Consider the following 17,735-nt stretch of genomic DNA (forward strand, 5'->3'; position numbering starts at 1 on the left):
AGCGTCACCGAACGTCAGCTGCATGGATGAATCCTCTACATAAGGCGATAGTGTCGCGCATCTGTGGTGAGTTGATCAGACCTTTCTTAGCACCTGCAATGGAGATTTGGGGACAGCGCGCAACGGCGGAGCGGCGATTAGCAGGCTGGCTCGACGCATTCCCAGCCATTGGCTGAGCGACGCATCGGCACGGACAAAGCATGCCTTGTCGCTCAGCGCAGAGCGGATATCCTGCGCACTTGAGAGAAAAGAGGGCACATAACTCCCCGAGCATTCCCGAGCGCGACGTATCAACCTTGACTGATATTCGGATTCCAGCGCCGCAACATCAGCCGCAAATATCTTCGCCGTCGCATCCAGGCCCTCTTTGCCGGCGAGAACCTCACTCCCTGGCGGCATCGCATCGGTAATGCGTTCTTCCACCGTTTTGCCGAGATTGCCGCAGCCACCCAGGCACGCAGCCATGGCGAGCAACTCAACATTCCGTGTCAGAAATTTCATACCCATCCCCAAGTGGTCTTCGTTCCGAGCGCGTGGCTCGAAAGGCCGGCAGATCATAGCCGAGGTGATCGTCGCCTGCCTATTGCGGCGCTAACGGGGTCCACTAACGGGGTCAGGTTCGCTTCCTACCCAAATTTCAGGCTACGGCCTCAGCTTTCGGGAGGGCTTCCTCGCTATCAGCACCAATGCCTTTCTGCGAGTCTTGCCAGGTGGCCAGACTTCCGCGTATCGACCTTCCGGGCATCCCGCAGCACATCGTGCAGCGCGGGAACAACCGCATGCCGTGATTTCTGGATGATGGCGACCGATTACGCTACCTGCACCTGCTGCATGAGGCCCTACAGGCCACGGGCTGCAAGCTGCATGCCTATGTATTGATGGACAACCATGTGCACTTGCTAATCACGCCACCTGCAGCGGGACGGATCGGGCAACTGATGCAACGGCTTGGGCGCAACTACGTCGCGCTGTTCAATGGCCGCCACGGGCGCACCGGTACGCTATGGGAGGGACGCTAGAAAGCCTGCCTCGTGGACAGTGCTGACTACGTGCTTCGCTGCTACCGCTACATTGAGCTCAACCCAGTGCGCGCTCGCCTGACCGACGATCCGGCGTCGTATCGTTGGTCCAGCTGTCCGGCCAATCTAGGCCAGCTCGGGCACTCCGCGCTGACGCCACATCCCTGCTGGCTTGCGCTTGGCAACGACCCGACTGAGCGATCCAACGCTTACCGCGCTCTGCTCGATGAAACTCTGTCCGACGATCTACTCGCCAGCATCCGCCTTCATCTGCAGCAGCAGCGCGCCTTGGGCCACGACGCCCTCCGCACGATGGTCGAAGCCAAGACCCGCCGCTTTGCGGGCGTCAGGCCTGCGCATCGGCCACGCAAGCAGAGCGCCGTTTATTAAGTGAACCTGATCAAACCTGATCCCGTTATTGCCACCACGTTATTGGCGGCCACCAGGCTCCCGCGGGCCGGCTAACGTGCAGGTGCAGGTGCAGGTGCAGGTGCAGGTGCAGGTGCAGGTGCAGGTGCCTGTGGTGTAACTTGCGACTGCGCTTGGTCATAGGCGTGGACAGCATTCTGCTGGTCAGCTACGTAGAGGCTTTGGCTCATATCGGGTGCCGGGGCTGTTGCGTCCACCTGCGCCCGAAATCCCGGCGTCTTTCCAGCCACGAAGATGTGATCGTCACGTAGTACGGCGCCGGCGAGTTGGTCGACCCGTTCCACGCCTGCCTGCTTTGCAGCAATCATCACCTCGGCAACCTTGGCATCGGACACGGATGCCGGCAGCTGCCCACGCAACGCTGTGAAATACGCACGATCCGGATGCGTGTCTGGGAACCTGTCATGCGCCTGGTCCTGCAAGCGCGACACATCCTTGTTGATCCGATCAACATCGCTCCTGGTCACAAGGTCCCGTTCTGGATCTCCCTGGGGGCGCGCCAGTCGTGGATCGTCAGGAAACAACTGCCTGAGGCGTGGATCGTTCAAACCGGTCGCCAGATCACCATGACGCAGCGCTTCGTACGCCTGACGCGCAAGCGCATCCTGCCCGGACGTCTGATCGCCGAGGCGACGGCCGGCTTCGTTGTTCCACAGATCCATCCGGTGTTCGTAAGGATCATTTGGATGCGCCGGCCCAATCTCGGCATCATCACCGAACTTGCGTGCGATCCACTGCTGACCTAACGCAAGCTGGGTGACACGGCCGCTGGTATACGCATGCCGGAAGGCGTCGAGCTGATCATTGTGCCCCTGCGACTGGAACGTGCCATCGGGACGCTTTGCCAAGGTGATGCCGCTCAGCTGTTCGTAGTGCCGATAGGCTTCCTGCTCAATCTCGCGCTTGGCACCCTTTGGATCGGTGATATCAACCATGGCCTAGCCTCCCTGCGCCGCCTTTTGAAACTCGATTGGCCCTTGATAGCCCGGATACTTCTTCTTTATCAGGATGTGGTCGGATGGCCAGACGCAGCTGTCCTCCAGTGAATTGGCAACATGTGCCTCATCTACGAAGAACTCTTCATAAGGCAACGGCAGCACAGATGTTTCTCCGTCGCGGTCGAACTTCAGCAACAGACTTTCATCGCGCTCAAAGCACAGCCGCTTCCAAGCAAAAGCTGTCAGCTTGCCGGCCTCGACTACAGCCGAATCCTTGCCGGCCAGCAGCGCCGCAACATGCTCGGAAAACTGTTCCTTTGAAATCGTTGGCTCATTCATGGCGCATCCTGCAAAGGTGGCAACAACCACTGCGGCCGATGCCGAAAAGTAATGAGGGAAGATAGCGAATGGCATATGGCGCGGCTCCTTCCAGCGTTAAAGCGATGTTTTACCAGATGCACAAAGTGTTTGCATCCTTGCAGGCGTAGCGACGCCCCTTTCTAGCGAATTCCGGCCCAGGCCTGCCGGGGGGTGTCCTTGAGATTTCGATCGGGCAACTACATTGGATCTGAGTAGTCGCCCCTCTGATTATAGCTCTGCGAAAGTGGATCATCCATCTTGGCGATTCTTCGCAATCTTTTGTCAGGCCCGCCTTGGGGCACAACGACACAGTAGACAAGTTGGTCGCACGCAGTGACAGCAATACCGACGACATGGAATATTTGAGCGCGCTATTGATGGCCCCGCCTGAGTAACGGCTTGCTGCGGCTGCTCCAGTGCCTGTGTTGCTCGCGCGCCTGAGCCTAAGCCGAGCGCCGCCGATTGATAAGTTAACCTGACACCGCTATTGACACCCAGCGCAAAGCAATTGGTCAACCTGTACGCACGACGGATGCAGATCGAGCTGGCATTTCGTGATCTGAAGTCGCATCGCTACGGCCAAGCGATGGAAGACAGCCTGACCCGTCGCGGTGAGCGGCTACAGATCCTGTTGTTGCTCAACACGCTGGTCACCTTCGCCAGTTGGCTGGCAGGACTGGTGCGAAGCCACCGGTATCGCCCAGTGGCTATCGCCACGCAACAGCACACGCAAGCTCTATTCGACGCTACACGTCGGTCGCGAGGCGCTGATCAGACGTTGGCCGATGGAACCGGTCTCACACTGGCTAGAACGCTTGCGCACACTGCCCGACACAGTGCGTGAACAGATGACGCTAGTGCTGTAAAAACGTGGGATACCTAAGAACCTGACCCCGTTATTCCCCCACAAGAACAAGACCTCAGCCTGACGGGAGCGATGCGGGCCGCTATCAGACATCGCCGCGCGGGCCTGTACGACTGATTAGCTCAACTACGCTCGGCTCCCTTTGCCCGCTTAATTACCCTTTTTTCTCACTCTTTATTCTCGAGCTCTTATGCTAATCAATGGCAGCCCGCCATCGAAACGAAATATATTATTTCTCGCGTGATTAACCTCCACGCTACTCACATCAAGATCTAAGCCAAGCATAGGAGAAATAATCTCTATAAATGAAGCCGGCATGGGGAAACAATCAGCAGCCAATCGCAGGTCTTGCAACGCGCCATATTGAATATGAGAAGGAGCATGAGACGTAACGCCCCTGTCAAAATCGAACCGCAAATGAGATGTATTAAGTGGAAGGTCACGATTTTCTTCTATAGCTTCATACCAATTAAATAAGTGATCTCCGATTTTTTCTCCATCCTGAGTTTCGTAGAATGACTCGGCTGCACTTAGAAAATCTACGGCGCGTGCGTTAACTCGTAGCGGAGGCGGATAATAAGCAAGCCTTGCTTTAAGCAAACCTAGCGCAGAAAATTCGTAGTACATTTGGACAAAAGATCCATCCTGCAGTAAAAACGAATATTGAGCATTATCTATCAAGTACTGATATTCAAGAGCATAATAGATGTCTCTGTCGATTCCACGCTGGCGGTTTGCCCAGGTGATAACGCCAGAACTACCGACTATGGCACGATCAACCTGGAGAATCGGCCGGAGAACTGATCTTACGTGCTGCATGCCTTGCTGGACCGCTGCAATGCTTGTCATCACGCGTCCCCATTGCTCTCATCAAAAAAGTCTTCCTTGAAAACGTTTGCAAGCTCAGGATTCTTGCGGAGCATATCTGCAATCTTTTGATAGTCCGCAGCCTGTTGATCAGAAAGGGAAAGCAGGCTCTTCTTTTTCCGGACAGCGGTCTTTGAAGGACATATAAAACGGAATTTTGGTAAATCTGCCTTGATGCGCTCAATTTCATCACTTAACAATGAGACGCCGGCACCCACACCTGAGATATAGCACCAACCACGTGAACGCGTGAGCGCCACGAAGAATGCATTGCGCGTCCGCAAAGTTCGATCGAGCGAAACATTCTCAGCATTTATCACAAAAATAATGTTTGCCTCGTTACCCTTCGCTCTAAAAGGGGTCGTTATAGTTACCGAACCCTTCGGCTTAAATATATCAGCACTCTCTACATAACCAGGTATAACAGAAGGAACCGCATGCCGCGTCAAATATTTTTGCATCTCAAGCATACTTTCCTTGTTGTTACCTTGCTTGAGATTCACAATGACGATCTCTTCGGCCGGGACTTCGTGATAGTCCAACAGCCTTCGCACTTGCGACGCAACATACTCTAGTTGCTCAGCATCGCTCTCAAGCTGACGGATCTTTATCAGCTTAAGTGGATCGGCACCTTCTGCGCGCAGCAAACCTTCTAAAATGTTCTTGCTATTTTCGTCTCCACGCTCGAGCTCTACTTGCTCACCCTCTTCGATGAAGAGACTATTAGGGGAAATTACACTATAGCCAAGCGCCTCCCAGTCACCCCTTGTATAGAACATTTCATTGGGATTTGAAGTATATAACCCCATGGCCACACCATGTGCGGCCATAAGTACTGGACGTGGAGTGCGGTAGCAATTTGGAAGTACAAAGTCTTTCTGAATTTCGCCCGGATAGTAACCTTTGAGGGCAGTGTTCGGAATATTAGGCTGTCCATTTTCGTCTACACCAAACATTTCCGCTGGCTCACGCATCTGTGCGTCACGTAGCGACTGAAACTCGTCATAAGCCCATATAATTCTCTTATCTTGACCGACACCCTTGGTTAATTTATAGACAACCTGAAATACCTCATCGGGAAAATCTTGTGCCTCATCGATAAGCACCAAATCGTATATTGGCTCAAGCGCATGGCCAGCACGCTTCAGAAGGTCATTGTAAATAAAGGCTAACGAGTCTTGTGTATGACGCACTTCAGCCCACGTAAGTGGGCGCATGCCAATCCGATCGCAAATTGTAGAATACAGCCCTGGACGCTGCCGCCCGCCCCATGCGTGTAGTACGTGCATTTGATCGCTAAAGTCAGGCGCTTTCTTCGCCTGCATGGTGTAATGCTGAGCAATTAGCGATTGCACCTGTTGGTACATGCTTTGTGTATTGAAGAGATAAAGTATCTTGAAATCTTCAAACTTTGCGTGAGTAATCGCGGCCTTGAGGGATAGCACAATGGTTTTACCAGTCCCGGCCAACCCCCTGATACGCTGCGGCCCTGGCGGTAGCTGCATTGAGGCAACTCGCTGAGCCTCATCTTGCTTGAAAATAACGCGTAAAGAGCGCTGGATAAAATCATTCCTTGTCCGCAATGGGCGCTCATCAATTCCCTCTGAACGTCGCTGATACACGAAAGTCCCCTCTAAAAGGGAACAAATACTCGCGTATTCATTCTCACTCAGCGCCGCGTCACAGGGCAGCTCGTTTAACCAGCTCCTCAGATTCTCGACCGTGACATAGCCTGCTTCGTAGTTGGCAAATTTCTCGTACCAACCATCAACCTCATCCTCGGAGTTCCGACAAAATACAACTTTGGACTCGACGGGCACTCGAAGCCTACGGGTCTTTCGATCGTAAAGCCGCAGATCATTTTTTAGACGGCTAATTATTTCATCTGAATACAGCTCCATCACAAGATTCTTGGCGATAAAAGTGCCACCTGAATCCGCCCTCCAGTAATCAACGCCTTCTCGCTCATGCGCCGCGATAATCCGCTCCTCCACAACGTCAAGCAGAAGTATTCCGCGCTCTTTAGTGACAACTAAAAATGAAGGTACATCATCATCACTGACTCTCCCGAGCCGGGTCAGCTTATAGGCAACATAGCCATGTAGGTTCGCATGCTCTCTTTTGATATCCGAGAGAATTTGCATGTGAAAAGGCTTATTTTCCAAGGCCAATGAGCCCGCAAGCACGCCAAAATTTTCGACCATTTACAAATCCTCACCGTTGTGCTCGGACTTTACTCAAAAAGAAAAGCGACCACTAGGGTCGCTTTTCTTTTTTTGTTGTCAGTATTTCAATCAAACCCCAACAGGATTCGCCTTCTCAGGATCAATCTTGTACTGCTTGATCGCCCGAGCCACATCCTTGCCCGTCATCTTGCCATCCTTCGCCAGCGCGGCAATCGCCGCATGCGCGATGTAGTAGCGGTCGACCTCGAAGAAGCGGCGAAGGTTGGCACGCGTATCCGAGCGACCGAACCCATCCGTGCCGAGCACGGTGTAGGTCATCGGGACGAACGAGCGGATCTGATCGGCGAACAGGCGCACGTAGTCGGTGGCGGCGATCGCCGGGCCCTGGCGGCCTTCCAGCAGCTGGGTGACGTAGGGCTTGCGCTGTTCGGCTTCGGGGTGCAGGCGGTTCCAGCGTTCGGCGTCGAAGCCGTCGCGGCGGACTTCGTTGAAGCTGGGGCAGGACCAGATGTCGGCGGTGACGCCGAAGTCCTTGTCCAGCAGCTCGGCCGCGGCAATGGCCTCGCGCAGGATGGTACCGCTGCCCAGCAGCTGCACGCGCAGTTCGCCCTTCTTGGGCTTGCCGGCGTCCTTGAGCAGGTACATTCCCTTGATGATGCCCTCGGCTGCGCCGTCCGGCATGCCGGGGTGGGCGTAGTTCTCGTTCATCAGGGTGATGTAGTAGTACTCGTCCACCTGGTCTTCCATCATCGCCTTCATGCCGTGCTGCATGATGACGGTGACTTCATAGCCGAAGGTGGGGTCGTAGCTGCGCACGTTGGGGATGGAGCCGGCGATGACCTGGCTGAAGCCGTCTTCGTGCTGCAGGCCTTCGCCGTTGAGCGTGGTGCGGCCGGCGGTGCCGCCGAGCAGGAAGCCACGCGTGCGCATGTCCGCTGCCTGCCAGGCAATGTCGCCCACGCGCTGGAAGCCGAACATGGAGTAGTAGATGTAGAACGGCAGCATCGGCACGTCCGACACCGAGTAGCTGGTGCCGGCGGCCATCCAGGACGCAATCGCGCCTGGCTCGCTGATGCCCTGCTGCAGCACCTGGCCGGTCTGGTCTTCGCGGTAGTACATCAGCTGGTCGGCGTCGACCGGCTTGTACTTCTGACCGAACGGGGCATAGATGCCGATCTGGCGGAACATGCCTTCCATACCGAAGGTGCGCGCTTCATCGGCCACGATCGGCACGATGCGCGGGCCCAGTTCCTTGTCGCGCAGGGCGATGTTGAGGCTCTGCACGAAGGACATGGTGGTGGAATAGCTGCGCTCGCCACTGTCCTTGAGCAGACGCTCGAACTTGTCGAGCGTGGGCGCGACGAAGGACTTGCTGGCCTTGGGACGGCGCTGCGGCAGGTAGCCGCCCAGGGCGCCGCGGCGCTCCTTGAGGTACTGCACTTCCGGGGAATCGTCGCCGGGGTGGTAGAACGGCACCTGGCCGTCTTCCAGCTGGGCGTCGGTCACCGGGATGTTGAAGCGGTCGCGGAAGTGCTTGACCGCCGCGTCGTCCAGCTTCTTGGTCTGGTGGGTAGGGTTGAGCGCCTCGCCGGCCGAACCCATGCCGTAGCCCTTGACCGTCTTGGCCAGGATCACGGTGGGCATGCCCTTGGTGTTCACGGCCTGGTGGTAGGCGGCGTACACCTTGTGCGGGTCGTGGCCGCCACGGTTCAGGCGCCAGATGTCGTCGTCGGACAGGCCGGCGACCATGGCCGCGGTCTCCGGGTACTTGCCGAAGAAATTCTCGCGGGTGTAGGCGCCGCCGAAGGCCTTGCAGTTCTGGTATTCGCCGTCGACGGTTTCCATCATCAGCTTGGCCAGCACACCGTTGGTGTCCTTGGCCAGCAGGGCGTCCCAGTAACCGCCCCAGAGCAGCTTGATGACGTTCCAGCCGCCGCCACGGAACACGCCTTCCAGTTCCTGGATGATCTTGCCGTTGCCGCGCACCGGGCCGTCCAGGCGCTGCAGGTTGCAGTTGACCACGAAGATCAGGTTGTCTAGGCCTTCGCGGCCGGCCAGCGCGATGGCGCCGAGGGTTTCCGGCTCGTCGCTCTCGCCGTCGCCGATGAAGCACCACACCTTGCGGTCGGACTTCTCGATCAGGCCGCGGTTCTCCAGGTACCGCATGAACTGCGCCTGGTAGATCGCGCCCAGCGGGCCCAGGCCCATCGACACGGTGGGGGTCTGCCAGAACTCGGGCATCAGCCAGGGGTGCGGGTAGGAGGAGATGCCCTGCCCGTCCACTTCCATGCGGAAGTTGTCCAGCTGCGATTCGCTGATGCGGCCTTCGAGGAAGGCGCGGGCGTAGATGCCCGGGGCGCTATGGCCCTGGATGTACAGCAGGTCGCCCGGGTGCTGGTCGCTGGGGGCGCGCCAGAAGTGGTTGAAGCCCACGTCGTACAAGGTGGCGCTGGAGGCGAACGAGGCGATGTGGCCGCCCAGGTCGCCCGGCTTGCGGTTGGCCCGCACGACGGTGGCCATGGCGTTCCAGCGGATGATGGAGCGGATCTTCCACTCCAGCGCGGCATCGCCGGGGCTCTTGGCCTCGTTGGCCGGGGAAATGGTGTTGACGTACTCGGTGGTGGGCGAGAACGGCAGGTAAGCGCCCGCCCGGCGGGTCTGCTCGACCATGCCTTCCAGCAGCTGATGGGCGCGCTCAGGGCCTTCGACATCGATGACGGCCTTGATCGATTCGAGCCACTCCTGCGTCTCGAGCGGGTTCGGATCGTTGTGCAGCACTTCGTTCAACCAGTTCATTAGCGCTCCCGGGGGGGACACACCCCGCGGGTGTGTCGACATCGTGAATTCGTGAATACCCAAGTGTACCGCACGCACCTCTTGCCAATCCTCGCTACGGTGGCGTATGGAACGGGACGGTGTCGTGCGTAGGTGGGGTGTCGATGCGGGCTGAGGCGAGGACCAGGCGCAGCGGGCGCGGCCGGCGTACGACCAAAGGATGAGGGCCACCACACGGCGGCGGCGCCGCATGCGCCTTTCTCCGATCGAGGCATTTTCCTCCTTCATGGGGGAGACGGTGCGTCGCAGGGGCGGATGAGGGTGCGGGCGAAGCCTCGCGCAGTTGAGACGTCGTGAGTGGCTTCGCCCCGTACCCTCACCCCAACCCCCGCTCCGCGCCCCGGCCCGCGCTTGCGGCGCGGGCGGTCCAAGGCACGCGCGCCGGTGGCGCACAAGCCGCGCCTTCTCGCCCCGCAGGAGAGGGGCTTTGAAGCACCCCGATCAGAAGGCTTGCAGCGCTTCGGTGAGCTGGCCGTTGGTATTGACTGCGCCCTTGGTGTAGTGCTCCCAGCCGGGGTAGGCGTTGGGTTCCCAATAGAACACGCCGAGCACGCGCGAGCCGATATTCGTGCTGCGGTTGAGCAGGTTGGTCAGCATGGCGCGGGTGGTGGCGGCCTGCTGCCAGTCCATGCCGACCTCGGCCACGATCACGTCACTGTTGTAGCGGGCGATCATGTCGCGCATGTTGGTTTCCAGCTGTGCGTTGGTCTGCTGCCAGCTGCCCGGTTCCGGGTAGTGCGACATGCCGATGACATCCCACTTGCCGCCGGCCGAGCGCAGGTTGTCGAAGAACCAGCGGAAGTTGCCGTTGTCGTAGCCATTGGCCAGATGCACGATGACCTTGGCGCTGGGGTACACCGCCTTGGCGGCGTCGTAGCCACTGTTGATCACCTGCGCCATGGTGGCGAAGTTCACCGGCGGTGGGCAACTGCCGCAGAACATGCCTGCATTGATCTCGTTGCCTACCTGCACCCAGGTGACGGTAATGCCGTTGTCCTTGAGGTACTTGAGGATGCCCTGGGTATGGCTGTAGACGTCGGTGTTGAGCTGGGCCTGCGAGTGGTTTGCCCAGGCCGCAGGCCGGAACTGCTTACCCGGGTCGGCCCAGCTATCGCTGTAGTGGAAATCGATCATGATGCGCATGCCTTGCGCGGCGGCGAGCTTGGCCTTGTACAGGGTGTCGCGTCCGTCGTTCCAGCCACCGGACGGATTCACCCACACCCGCAGACGGATCGCGTTGCCGCCGACATCCTTGAACAGTTTGAAGAAGCTGGTGTCGTGCCCTGCCGCATCGCGGAATGTCTGGGGTGGGTTATGCGCGGCCTGCTGGGTGATCCAGCTGACATCGGCGCCCTTGGCAATACCCTGCGCGTAGGCGCCGGCACTGAAGACAGACAACAGCAACACCAACAGCACGCGGCCGCAGCCGGATTGAAAAACGCTCATGAAGTGCTCCCTTGATCGATGGATGTCGCGCCATGCGGCGCCCTGTCGGGTCCCCCAGATCCCGTGACGCGTTTGCGGCAACGCAGGCGTTGGATCGCGTCTGCCCTGCCTCACCGCAAACCGGCGGCGATTCAAACATGACGCTGCAACACGCTTGAGGTCGCTATAGGTGAGCCGCCATTGCGGCATATATCAGTGCAGGAAAATGCTGAGCGGGCGGTGGCTACGTTACCCCGACGTTGTGCGGGTGCAGCAGGAAACCCGTGCACGACTGCGCGAGCGAATGAAAAAACGCCGGGCTGGCCGGCGTTGTTCTTGCAGGTCTGAGTGGCGCAACGGCATGGCCAGCACATCGCCAGGACGACGCGAAGGAGGACTGGCGAAGGCCTGCGCCTCCATCGCAGCGGCTACCTCAGCCCATTGCACGTGCGCCCTGCTGCTGTTGCTGGGTCTGCTGTTGCTCCAGGGCCACCGACTGACGCGCGGCTTTTTCGGCCACGCGCTGGCTGCTCTGCTCGAGCGGAGTGTTGATGGCGGTCATGGTGTCCACGCTGACGCGCAGCTGCCCGGGATCGTCCACCCGCCCCTGCACGGCAAATGTGCGCGCAGCGTCCGGGCTCATCATTACCGCATCGATGCGCTGGCCACCGGCGGCATGCATTTCCGAGGCCAGTACGCCGGCCAGCTGGGTGCTGTGCTGATCGGGACTGCGGCCGGTACGCGCATCCTGCGCATGGACGCCGCGCTGCGCGTCCTGGAACAGCGCATTGCCTGGGTGCCCCGGCTGGTCGATGCGCAATGATGTGTGGTCGTTGCCATGCTCGCGCGCATCGCGCCTGGCCGGCTCGCCAGGAGCGAGCGGGCCGCGGATGGCATCGATGGCGTCCTGGCCCAGGCCTTTCGGCCCGCGGCTCAACAAGGTGATCCCGGTACGGATCTCGTCCAGGTCGGATCGGTACTCGTTGATCATTCTCTTGTTCTGATCCGCGAGCTGACGCGCTTGCGGATCATTAAGCGGAGATCGCTCATCCAAGAAGTTCTTGATGGTATGCGAACCCAACGAACTCACAGCAGAAGCCACAGGTGAATCGGGAATCAGAAAATTCACTCTGCTGTTGCTGTAGCCCAGGGCGCTGAGCGTTGCGATCTCATTGGGCCTGGCATACACGCGTACTTCTCCGTAATGCGGGGATGCTGCGCTCACAGGATCGGCGGCCATGACATGGTTGACGACGCTAGTACCGCCTTCGGGAATGCGATACGCCAAGCTGGCTGCGCCGTAGGCGTTGAAGGTTTCCCCTTTTAGATCGAAGTGGTGCGCGCTTACCTGCGCAAGCGCTCCGCCCAGGGAGTGGCCGGTCACGGTGACCTCGGGAGCGTGCCCGGTACGCTGTTCCTGCTTGGCAGCATAGCCAAGTGCACTTTTTGTCAGGGCTATCGCATCTTCCGCTTGTGGGTTGATGCGCTGAAGCACCATGGAGCCATCTGCCTGCACCGCGTCACGAAGGATTTCCTCAGTGCCCCGGTGCGCGACGACGATATCTCCACCGCCAACGCGCTGATAGATCGTTCCCTGATAGCCCGTCTTTCGATTATTGACGTGTTCCAGAATTTCGTAACTCTCGCCACCAACATCCACTCGCTCACGGTCAGCAGGGCCACGCTTACCGACCTTGTGATCAACGTAACCTTCGTTTGAAAGAATGGCGTATTGCTGCGAGGTAGGCTTCACGGCAAAACCTCTTTGGCGACAAGCGTTAGCGAGAACAATTCATCACGCAGTTCCGGCTTGAAATCCGACGCCGATGGCAAGCCGTTGTCGGCGTAGTCTTCGATCTCTTCCTTGGGATAACCGCCCTTCCAGAAGTACAGAGTGACCGGTTTTCCAGCAATGACATCCTTGGTCTCAATGAATGGCAGAAATGCGGTTTCCTCTTTTTTTCCACTGGCCTTCAGCGCAACCCGTGCGCCGGTCATTCTCCAGTGGCATACCCCGCGCCCGTAATAATCTTCATCCAGCATGAGATCGAGGTGGATGACTCCTTGATACTCCTGCTCAGAGACTTTTTTCAGCACAACCGGCTCGCTGCTCGTGATGCGCTGCCCAACGCCTGTTTGCGGATGAATCTGGCCGCATTCGCTGTCGTTGCTGACGTCGTACTGTGCATACCCATTCACTGCCGCAAACGGACCTGGCGCCTTGTCCAAGGTAAGCGTCAGTGCGTAAGCCTTGCGCGGGTTCGGATTCACCTTGGCAAGGCCGCGGCCACCCGCTTCGACGTCGGCTTCTGCGGCGGCTTCGGTGGCGGGGGATAGGGTCTGGGTCATGCTGGTCTCCGGGGCGTTACAGGCCGTGAGCAATAGGGCCAGCAGGCTGGGGGTCAGAATCTGGCGCAAGGCCGGCCTCCGTGGCAGTTGGGCCGCCAATCTAGTTCGGCTGCGTCCGCAGGGTCAATGAAGAGCAGGTGAGGACGAGGCCGCTTGGAGACCTTGTCGCGCCGGGCAAAAGTGCCATGATCGGCGGCATCAACCGACAGGGAGCGCGTGTCATCGTCACCTCCGTCCCCCGCCCCGAGGCCAGCACCCAGCCACCCCCGGTGACCCCGCGCGTGCACTGGCGCAACAGCCTGCGCGTGCGGGTGCTGCTAGCCGCCACCGCGCTGCTGGTGGTGTTGCTGGCGGTGCTGGGCACGGTGTTCTACCTGGGCGCGCGTGCGGAGCTGGTGGAGGCGGCGCGTACCGAGGTGGACGGGCTGACCGAGCAGACCGCACGCAGCCTGGCGGCAATGCTGGATTCGGTGCAGGTCAGCGGCCGTACGCTGGCAGCCAGCAGCAGCGCGGTCGGGCTGCAGCCGTTCAACCTGCGCGCACTGCTGATGGCCACGCTCAGCGGCGATCTGGATATCGGTGCGGCGCGCCTGATCATCGAGCCACGCACGCAGAAGGCCGACGACACCGGCTTTGTCTGGAACGTGCACCGCGATGGCACGCGCATCGTGGAGCGCTCTGCGCTGGAGGTAGGCTACGACTACCGCGCGATGCCGTGGTACCAGCGCACCCAACGCGATGGCCGGGCGTGGTGGTCCGAGCCGTATCTCAACAGCAATGGCGGCAATGCGCTGTACACCAGCTACAACCTGCCACTGCGGCGGCCCGGCGATGCGCCGGACGCAGCGCCGGTGGGCATGGTGAGCGTGGACCTGCCGCTGCAGCATCTGCGCGAGATCATCGACCAGCTACCGCGCGATATTGGCATCCAGCCGATGCTGCTGTCGCCGGAAGGCAGGCTGGTCTTCAGCCCGGACCCGGCGCTCAACCTGCATTACACGCTGGACAGCTATGTCGCGCGCTCGCGGCCGGATCTGCGGCCGTTGCAACGCGCGGTGGCGGCCGGCCAGCCGATTTCGTTTTCGCACACCGCGCCCGATGGCGAACGCTTCCTCACCCATAGCGCAGCGGTGGGGCGCAGCGGCTGGACCTTCGTGCTCTCTGCCTCCGAAGCCTATGTGCTGTCGGGCCTGAACTGGCTGGCGGCGTGGGTGGCGGTGGCGGCCTTGCTGGGGGCGGTGGTGTGGTGGTGGCTGATGCGGCGAATCACCCGCTCGCTGACGCGGCCGATCGAAGAATTGACCGACACCGCCGAGCACTTCCGGCGCGGCGAATTCGAGTACCCGCTGCGGCATATCGAACGCGAGGACGAAGTGGGCGTGATGGCGCGCGCCTTTGACAGCGCACGCGATGCGATCCGCCAGCATATCGGGCAGATCGGCGAGATGACCGCCGCGCGCGAGCGCATGCACAGCGAGCTGCAGATCGCGCGCGAGATCCAGCAGGCGATGCTGCCTTCCGGGCGCACCTTCGACCGTGCCAGCTCGCACCTGGAAACCTGCGCGTGGCTGGAGCCGGCCAAGGCGGTGGGCGGCGATTTCTACCATTTCTTCGAGACCGAGCCGGGCCTGCTGTGGTTCGTGGTGGGCGATGTCTCCGACAAGGGCGTGCCGGCGGCGCTGTTCATGGCGCGCGCGGTGAGCGTGCTGGAAATTGCCGCACGCCGGCACACGCGCCCGGACGGCATCCTGATCGCCGCTTCCACCCGCCTGGCCGAGAACAACGACACCTGTATGTTCGCCACCGTGCTGTGCGGGCTGATCAATGTGGTGAGCGGCGACTACTGGCTGGCCAGTGCCGGGCACGAGCCGCCGCTATTGATCGATATCGATGGCAAGGCCTACCCGTTGCCGCTGGAAACCGGCGCCCCTCTGGGCATCGAGCCACAGGTGGCCTACCCGGTGCTGCAGGGGCGCATGACCGCCGGGCAGACCCTGCTGGGCTATACCGACGGGGTGACCGAGGCGATGGACGAGCAGGGCGCCAGCTATGGACTGGAGCGCCTGCTCGGTGCATTGCGGCCACGCCGCAGCGCGGCGGCGCAATGCAAGGCGGTGATCGCCAATATCGCCCACTTCACCGGCAAGGCCGACCCCTACGACGACATCACGCTGCTGGCGATCCGGCTACGGCAGGAGCATGCTGGGCGGGTGGCAGAGGCTGGCCGGGAACATCCCGGAAAGGCAACGACCCCATGAAGCTCGATCTGGCCATCGCCCCGTCGCTGGCCCAACTGGCCGGCGCCAACGACGCGCTGGAAGATTCGCTGACGCGCGAAGGCCTGCATGCCGAGCGGATCGGCCAGGTGCGGCTGATCGTGGAAGAGCTCGGCTGCAATGCACTCACCCACGGCCAATGCACTGAGCAACCGCTGCGCCTGCAGCTGCAGCTCGACCCGCAGGCGCTGGTGCTGGAGATGCACGACCCCGGCACCGCCTTCGACCCATGCGGCGCCGCCATGCCCAATGTGACCGGCGAGCTCGACGATCGGCAGATCGGCGGCTTGGGGCTGTTTCTGGTGCATCAGTTCGCCGATCACATCGACTACCGCCGCGATGGTGCATACAACATCGTGCGCATCACCCTGCTGCACCCGTACGCCCCTGTCCCCGAGGCTTTGTCATGACCACGCTCGCCATTCAGATCGACCCGCCGCAAGACACCCGTCAACGCGTCATCCTGACCGGGCGGCTGGACACCCACACCTACCAGGACCTGGATGCGGCGCTGTCGCCGCTGCTGGGCACCCGCATCACCACCCTGGTGCTGGACCTGGCCGCACTGGAATACATCTCCAGCGCCGGCATCCGCAGCATCTTCAAGGCGCGCAAGGCGCTGGCCACGCGCCACGGCAAGGTGCTGGTCTCGCACCCGCAACCGCAGATCCGCAAGGTGTTCGACATGGTCAAGGCCGTGCCGCTGAGCGATGTGTTCGCCTCCACCGAAGAGCTGGACGCCTACCTGGCGGCAATGCAGCGCAAGGTGATCGAACAGAGCGCGCAGAGCGACGCGCCGATCGTGCCGCATTTCGCCGAGGCCTAGGCTTGCATCGCCTGCGCATACACGTGGGGACGTGTGCGCGCAGGAGTTGCAGCGCGGGTTGGTTAGGCTATGGCGCCCCGCCCTGCGCGTTGCCATGCCTGCACTGATCATCTTCGATTTCGACGGCACCCTGGCCGATTCGTTCGGTTTCTTCCTAAACGCGCAACGCGAGCTGGCCGCGCGGCATGGGTTCCGCGCGGCCGAACTGGACGAAGTGGATGCTGCGCGCCGGCTGAGTACGCGTGCGCTGATCAAGCAGTCCGGATTGCCCGCCTGGAAGGTTCCGCTGGTGGCGGCCGACTTCATCCGGCTGATGCGCGCCGCGCCACCGTCGGCGTTGTTTCCCGGCATTGCGCAGGCAGTGAACGCGCTGCATGCCGGCGGAACGCGGCTGGCGGTGGTGTCGTCCAACTCGGTGGAGAACGTGCAGCGCGTGCTGGGAGAGGAGCTGAGTACGAGATTCGCCCTCATCGAAGGCGGCGCGCATCTGCTGGGCAAACAGCGCGCCCTGCGCCGTGTGCTGCGCGCCACCTCGCACACTCCGGCACAGGCGATCTACGTGGGCGATCAGGTTGCCGATTGGGAAGCGGCCCAGGTGCTGGGCCTGCCGTTCGCTGCGGTGGCCTGGGGCTATGCGCATCCGGAGGTGTTTGCCGGCTTGGCCGGAACGCAGCTGATCGAGCGGGTAGAGGAGCTGCTTGCGCTGGGCGTGCGCTAGCACCAGGCGTAGCCCTCATCCGCCCTTCGGGCACCTTCTCCCACAAGTGGGAGAAGGAATCTGCGACAGCTGGTAGCCAACCGCTGAGGTGGGGGTTCCTCGATGCGCTGTTGCCGCATCGACGTCGACGCGTCTTTGCCGGGAAGGCCGCGCTTTGCCGCGTGTTGCGTACCACCTCATGTAGTACGGCACAGGCAATCTCTGTGGGCGATCGAGCTGCCGTGGAAAGCGAGCCAGGTCCTGGAGTCGCCGTTCGTTCCCTGTGTTGCTGTTGCTATTGCTGATTTGCTTTCTTGCAGTTGTTGCTTTTGCTGTTGTTGCTGCTGCTCTTTTTGCTTCTGCTTTTGTTGGTGTTGTTACTTTTTTTAGTGTTGGTGTTGATGGTGCTGTTGATGCTTTTGCCGTTGTTGTTGGTGTTTCTATTGCTATTGCTATTGCTATTGCTATTGATGTTGCTGTCGCTGTTGCCTGAGCATTTAGCCTCATCCAAGTCGCCTTAGAGCGTGTTATGAACTTGAGGCTTTCGCGGCTATCGTAAGCGGATGAAGCCACCACACCCTTATCCGACCGACGTCTCCGATGAAGAATGGGCCTTCGCTGCCCCCTACTTGACGCTGATGGATCCACAGGCACCGCAGCGCA

17 protein-coding genes and 1 pseudogene are annotated in these 17,735 nt (G+C 60.3%); 9 read left to right on the forward strand and 9 right to left on the reverse strand.

Going from position 1 to position 17,735, the window contains the following annotated elements; translation table 11 throughout:
• Positions 1-75 precede the first annotated feature (75 nt).
• On the reverse strand, positions 76-501 hold the full coding sequence (locus tag XcodCFBP4690_RS22575) for a hypothetical protein (protein WP_146091998.1): 426 nt from the start codon (positions 499-501) through the stop codon (positions 76-78).
• 326 nt (positions 502-827) lie between these two features.
• On the opposite strand from XcodCFBP4690_RS22575, the gene XcodCFBP4690_RS23220 reads away from it, so the two are divergent.
• Both XcodCFBP4690_RS23220 and XcodCFBP4690_RS23225 read left to right on the forward strand, forming a co-directional pair.
• The gene (locus XcodCFBP4690_RS23220) at positions 828-1,019 is read left to right on the forward strand and encodes a transposase (RefSeq protein ID WP_341871624.1); all 192 of its coding nucleotides are present in this window, start codon (positions 828-830) and stop codon (positions 1,017-1,019) included.
• 12 nt (positions 1,020-1,031) lie between these two features.
• A complete protein-coding gene (locus XcodCFBP4690_RS23225) occupies positions 1,032-1,409 on the forward strand; it encodes a transposase (RefSeq protein ID WP_244183759.1) in 378 nt (125 codons plus the stop codon).
• A 71-nt stretch (positions 1,410-1,480) separates the two neighbouring features.
• Here XcodCFBP4690_RS23225 and XcodCFBP4690_RS22580 read toward each other — a convergent pair whose 3' ends face one another.
• Positions 1,481-2,383, reverse strand: a complete 903-nt coding sequence (locus XcodCFBP4690_RS22580) for a DUF6973 domain-containing protein (protein ID WP_146092000.1) — start codon at positions 2,381-2,383, stop codon at positions 1,481-1,483.
• Positions 2,384-2,386: 3 nt separating this feature from the next.
• A complete protein-coding gene (locus tag XcodCFBP4690_RS21250) occupies positions 2,387-2,800 on the reverse strand; it encodes a hypothetical protein (protein WP_244183761.1) in 414 nt (137 codons plus the stop codon).
• Between the two features lie 430 nt (positions 2,801-3,230).
• On the opposite strand from XcodCFBP4690_RS21250, the pseudogene XcodCFBP4690_RS21255 reads away from it, so the two are divergent.
• Positions 3,231-3,612, forward strand: a pseudogene (locus tag XcodCFBP4690_RS21255) (transposase); the annotation flags it as partial.
• Positions 3,613-3,785: 173 nt separating this feature from the next.
• On the opposite strand, the gene XcodCFBP4690_RS21260 reads toward XcodCFBP4690_RS21255, so the two are convergent.
• The 6 genes from XcodCFBP4690_RS21260 to XcodCFBP4690_RS21285 all read right to left on the reverse strand — a co-directional run bounded on the left by XcodCFBP4690_RS21260 (position 3,786) and on the right by XcodCFBP4690_RS21285 (position 13,333).
• Entirely contained in the window at positions 3,786-4,460 is a 675-nt protein-coding gene (locus XcodCFBP4690_RS21260) for a DUF2290 domain-containing protein (protein WP_104544196.1), read from the reverse strand.
• The gene (locus XcodCFBP4690_RS21265) at positions 4,460-6,682 is read right to left on the reverse strand and encodes a DEAD/DEAH box helicase (protein WP_104544198.1); all 2,223 of its coding nucleotides are present in this window, start codon (positions 6,680-6,682) and stop codon (positions 4,460-4,462) included. The genes XcodCFBP4690_RS21260 and XcodCFBP4690_RS21265 overlap by 1 nt, the downstream gene beginning before the upstream one ends.
• 90 nt (positions 6,683-6,772) lie before the next feature.
• Positions 6,773-9,460 carry a pyruvate dehydrogenase (acetyl-transferring), homodimeric type gene (gene aceE / locus XcodCFBP4690_RS21270; RefSeq protein WP_104544200.1) on the reverse strand — a complete coding sequence of 896 codons (2,688 nt, stop codon included), beginning with the start codon at positions 9,458-9,460 and terminating at the stop codon, positions 6,773-6,775.
• A 480-nt stretch (positions 9,461-9,940) separates the two neighbouring features.
• A complete protein-coding gene (locus XcodCFBP4690_RS21275) occupies positions 9,941-10,945 on the reverse strand; it encodes a glycosyl hydrolase 53 family protein (protein WP_104544202.1) in 1,005 nt (334 codons plus the stop codon).
• A 412-nt stretch (positions 10,946-11,357) separates the two neighbouring features.
• The gene (locus XcodCFBP4690_RS21280; RefSeq protein WP_104544204.1) at positions 11,358-12,677 is read right to left on the reverse strand and encodes an XVIPCD domain-containing protein; all 1,320 of its coding nucleotides are present in this window, start codon (positions 12,675-12,677) and stop codon (positions 11,358-11,360) included.
• Entirely contained in the window at positions 12,674-13,333 is a 660-nt protein-coding gene (locus XcodCFBP4690_RS21285; protein WP_104544214.1) for a hypothetical protein, read from the reverse strand. Before XcodCFBP4690_RS21285 ends, XcodCFBP4690_RS21280 begins: the two co-directional genes overlap by 4 nt.
• A 125-nt stretch (positions 13,334-13,458) precedes the next feature.
• On the opposite strand from XcodCFBP4690_RS21285, the gene XcodCFBP4690_RS21290 reads away from it, so the two are divergent.
• The 6 genes from XcodCFBP4690_RS21290 to XcodCFBP4690_RS21315 form a co-directional block, all read left to right on the forward strand.
• Positions 13,459-15,531, forward strand: a complete 2,073-nt coding sequence (locus tag XcodCFBP4690_RS21290; RefSeq protein ID WP_341871623.1) for a SpoIIE family protein phosphatase — start codon at positions 13,459-13,461, stop codon at positions 15,529-15,531.
• Positions 15,528-15,959, forward strand: a complete 432-nt coding sequence (locus XcodCFBP4690_RS21295; RefSeq protein WP_104544206.1) for an ATP-binding protein — start codon at positions 15,528-15,530, stop codon at positions 15,957-15,959. The genes XcodCFBP4690_RS21290 and XcodCFBP4690_RS21295 overlap by 4 nt, the downstream gene beginning before the upstream one ends.
• On the forward strand, positions 15,956-16,375 hold the full coding sequence (locus XcodCFBP4690_RS21300) for an STAS domain-containing protein (protein ID WP_104544208.1): 420 nt from the start codon (positions 15,956-15,958) through the stop codon (positions 16,373-16,375). The genes XcodCFBP4690_RS21295 and XcodCFBP4690_RS21300 overlap by 4 nt, the downstream gene beginning before the upstream one ends.
• A 94-nt stretch (positions 16,376-16,469) precedes the next feature.
• Entirely contained in the window at positions 16,470-17,093 is a 624-nt protein-coding gene (locus XcodCFBP4690_RS21305; RefSeq protein ID WP_104544210.1) for an HAD hydrolase-like protein, read from the forward strand.
• Positions 17,094-17,355: 262 nt separating this feature from the next.
• On the forward strand, positions 17,356-17,565 hold the full coding sequence (locus XcodCFBP4690_RS21310) for a hypothetical protein (RefSeq protein ID WP_167394743.1): 210 nt from the start codon (positions 17,356-17,358) through the stop codon (positions 17,563-17,565).
• A gap of 70 nt (positions 17,566-17,635) precedes the next feature.
• On the forward strand, positions 17,636-17,735 hold a 100-nt coding region (locus XcodCFBP4690_RS21315; RefSeq protein WP_430523618.1), incomplete at its 3' end, for a transposase.

Origin of the sequence: Xanthomonas codiaei (genome assembly GCF_002939785.1) — a bacterium.
Taxonomy (GTDB): Bacteria; Pseudomonadota; Gammaproteobacteria; order Xanthomonadales; family Xanthomonadaceae; genus Xanthomonas; species Xanthomonas codiaei.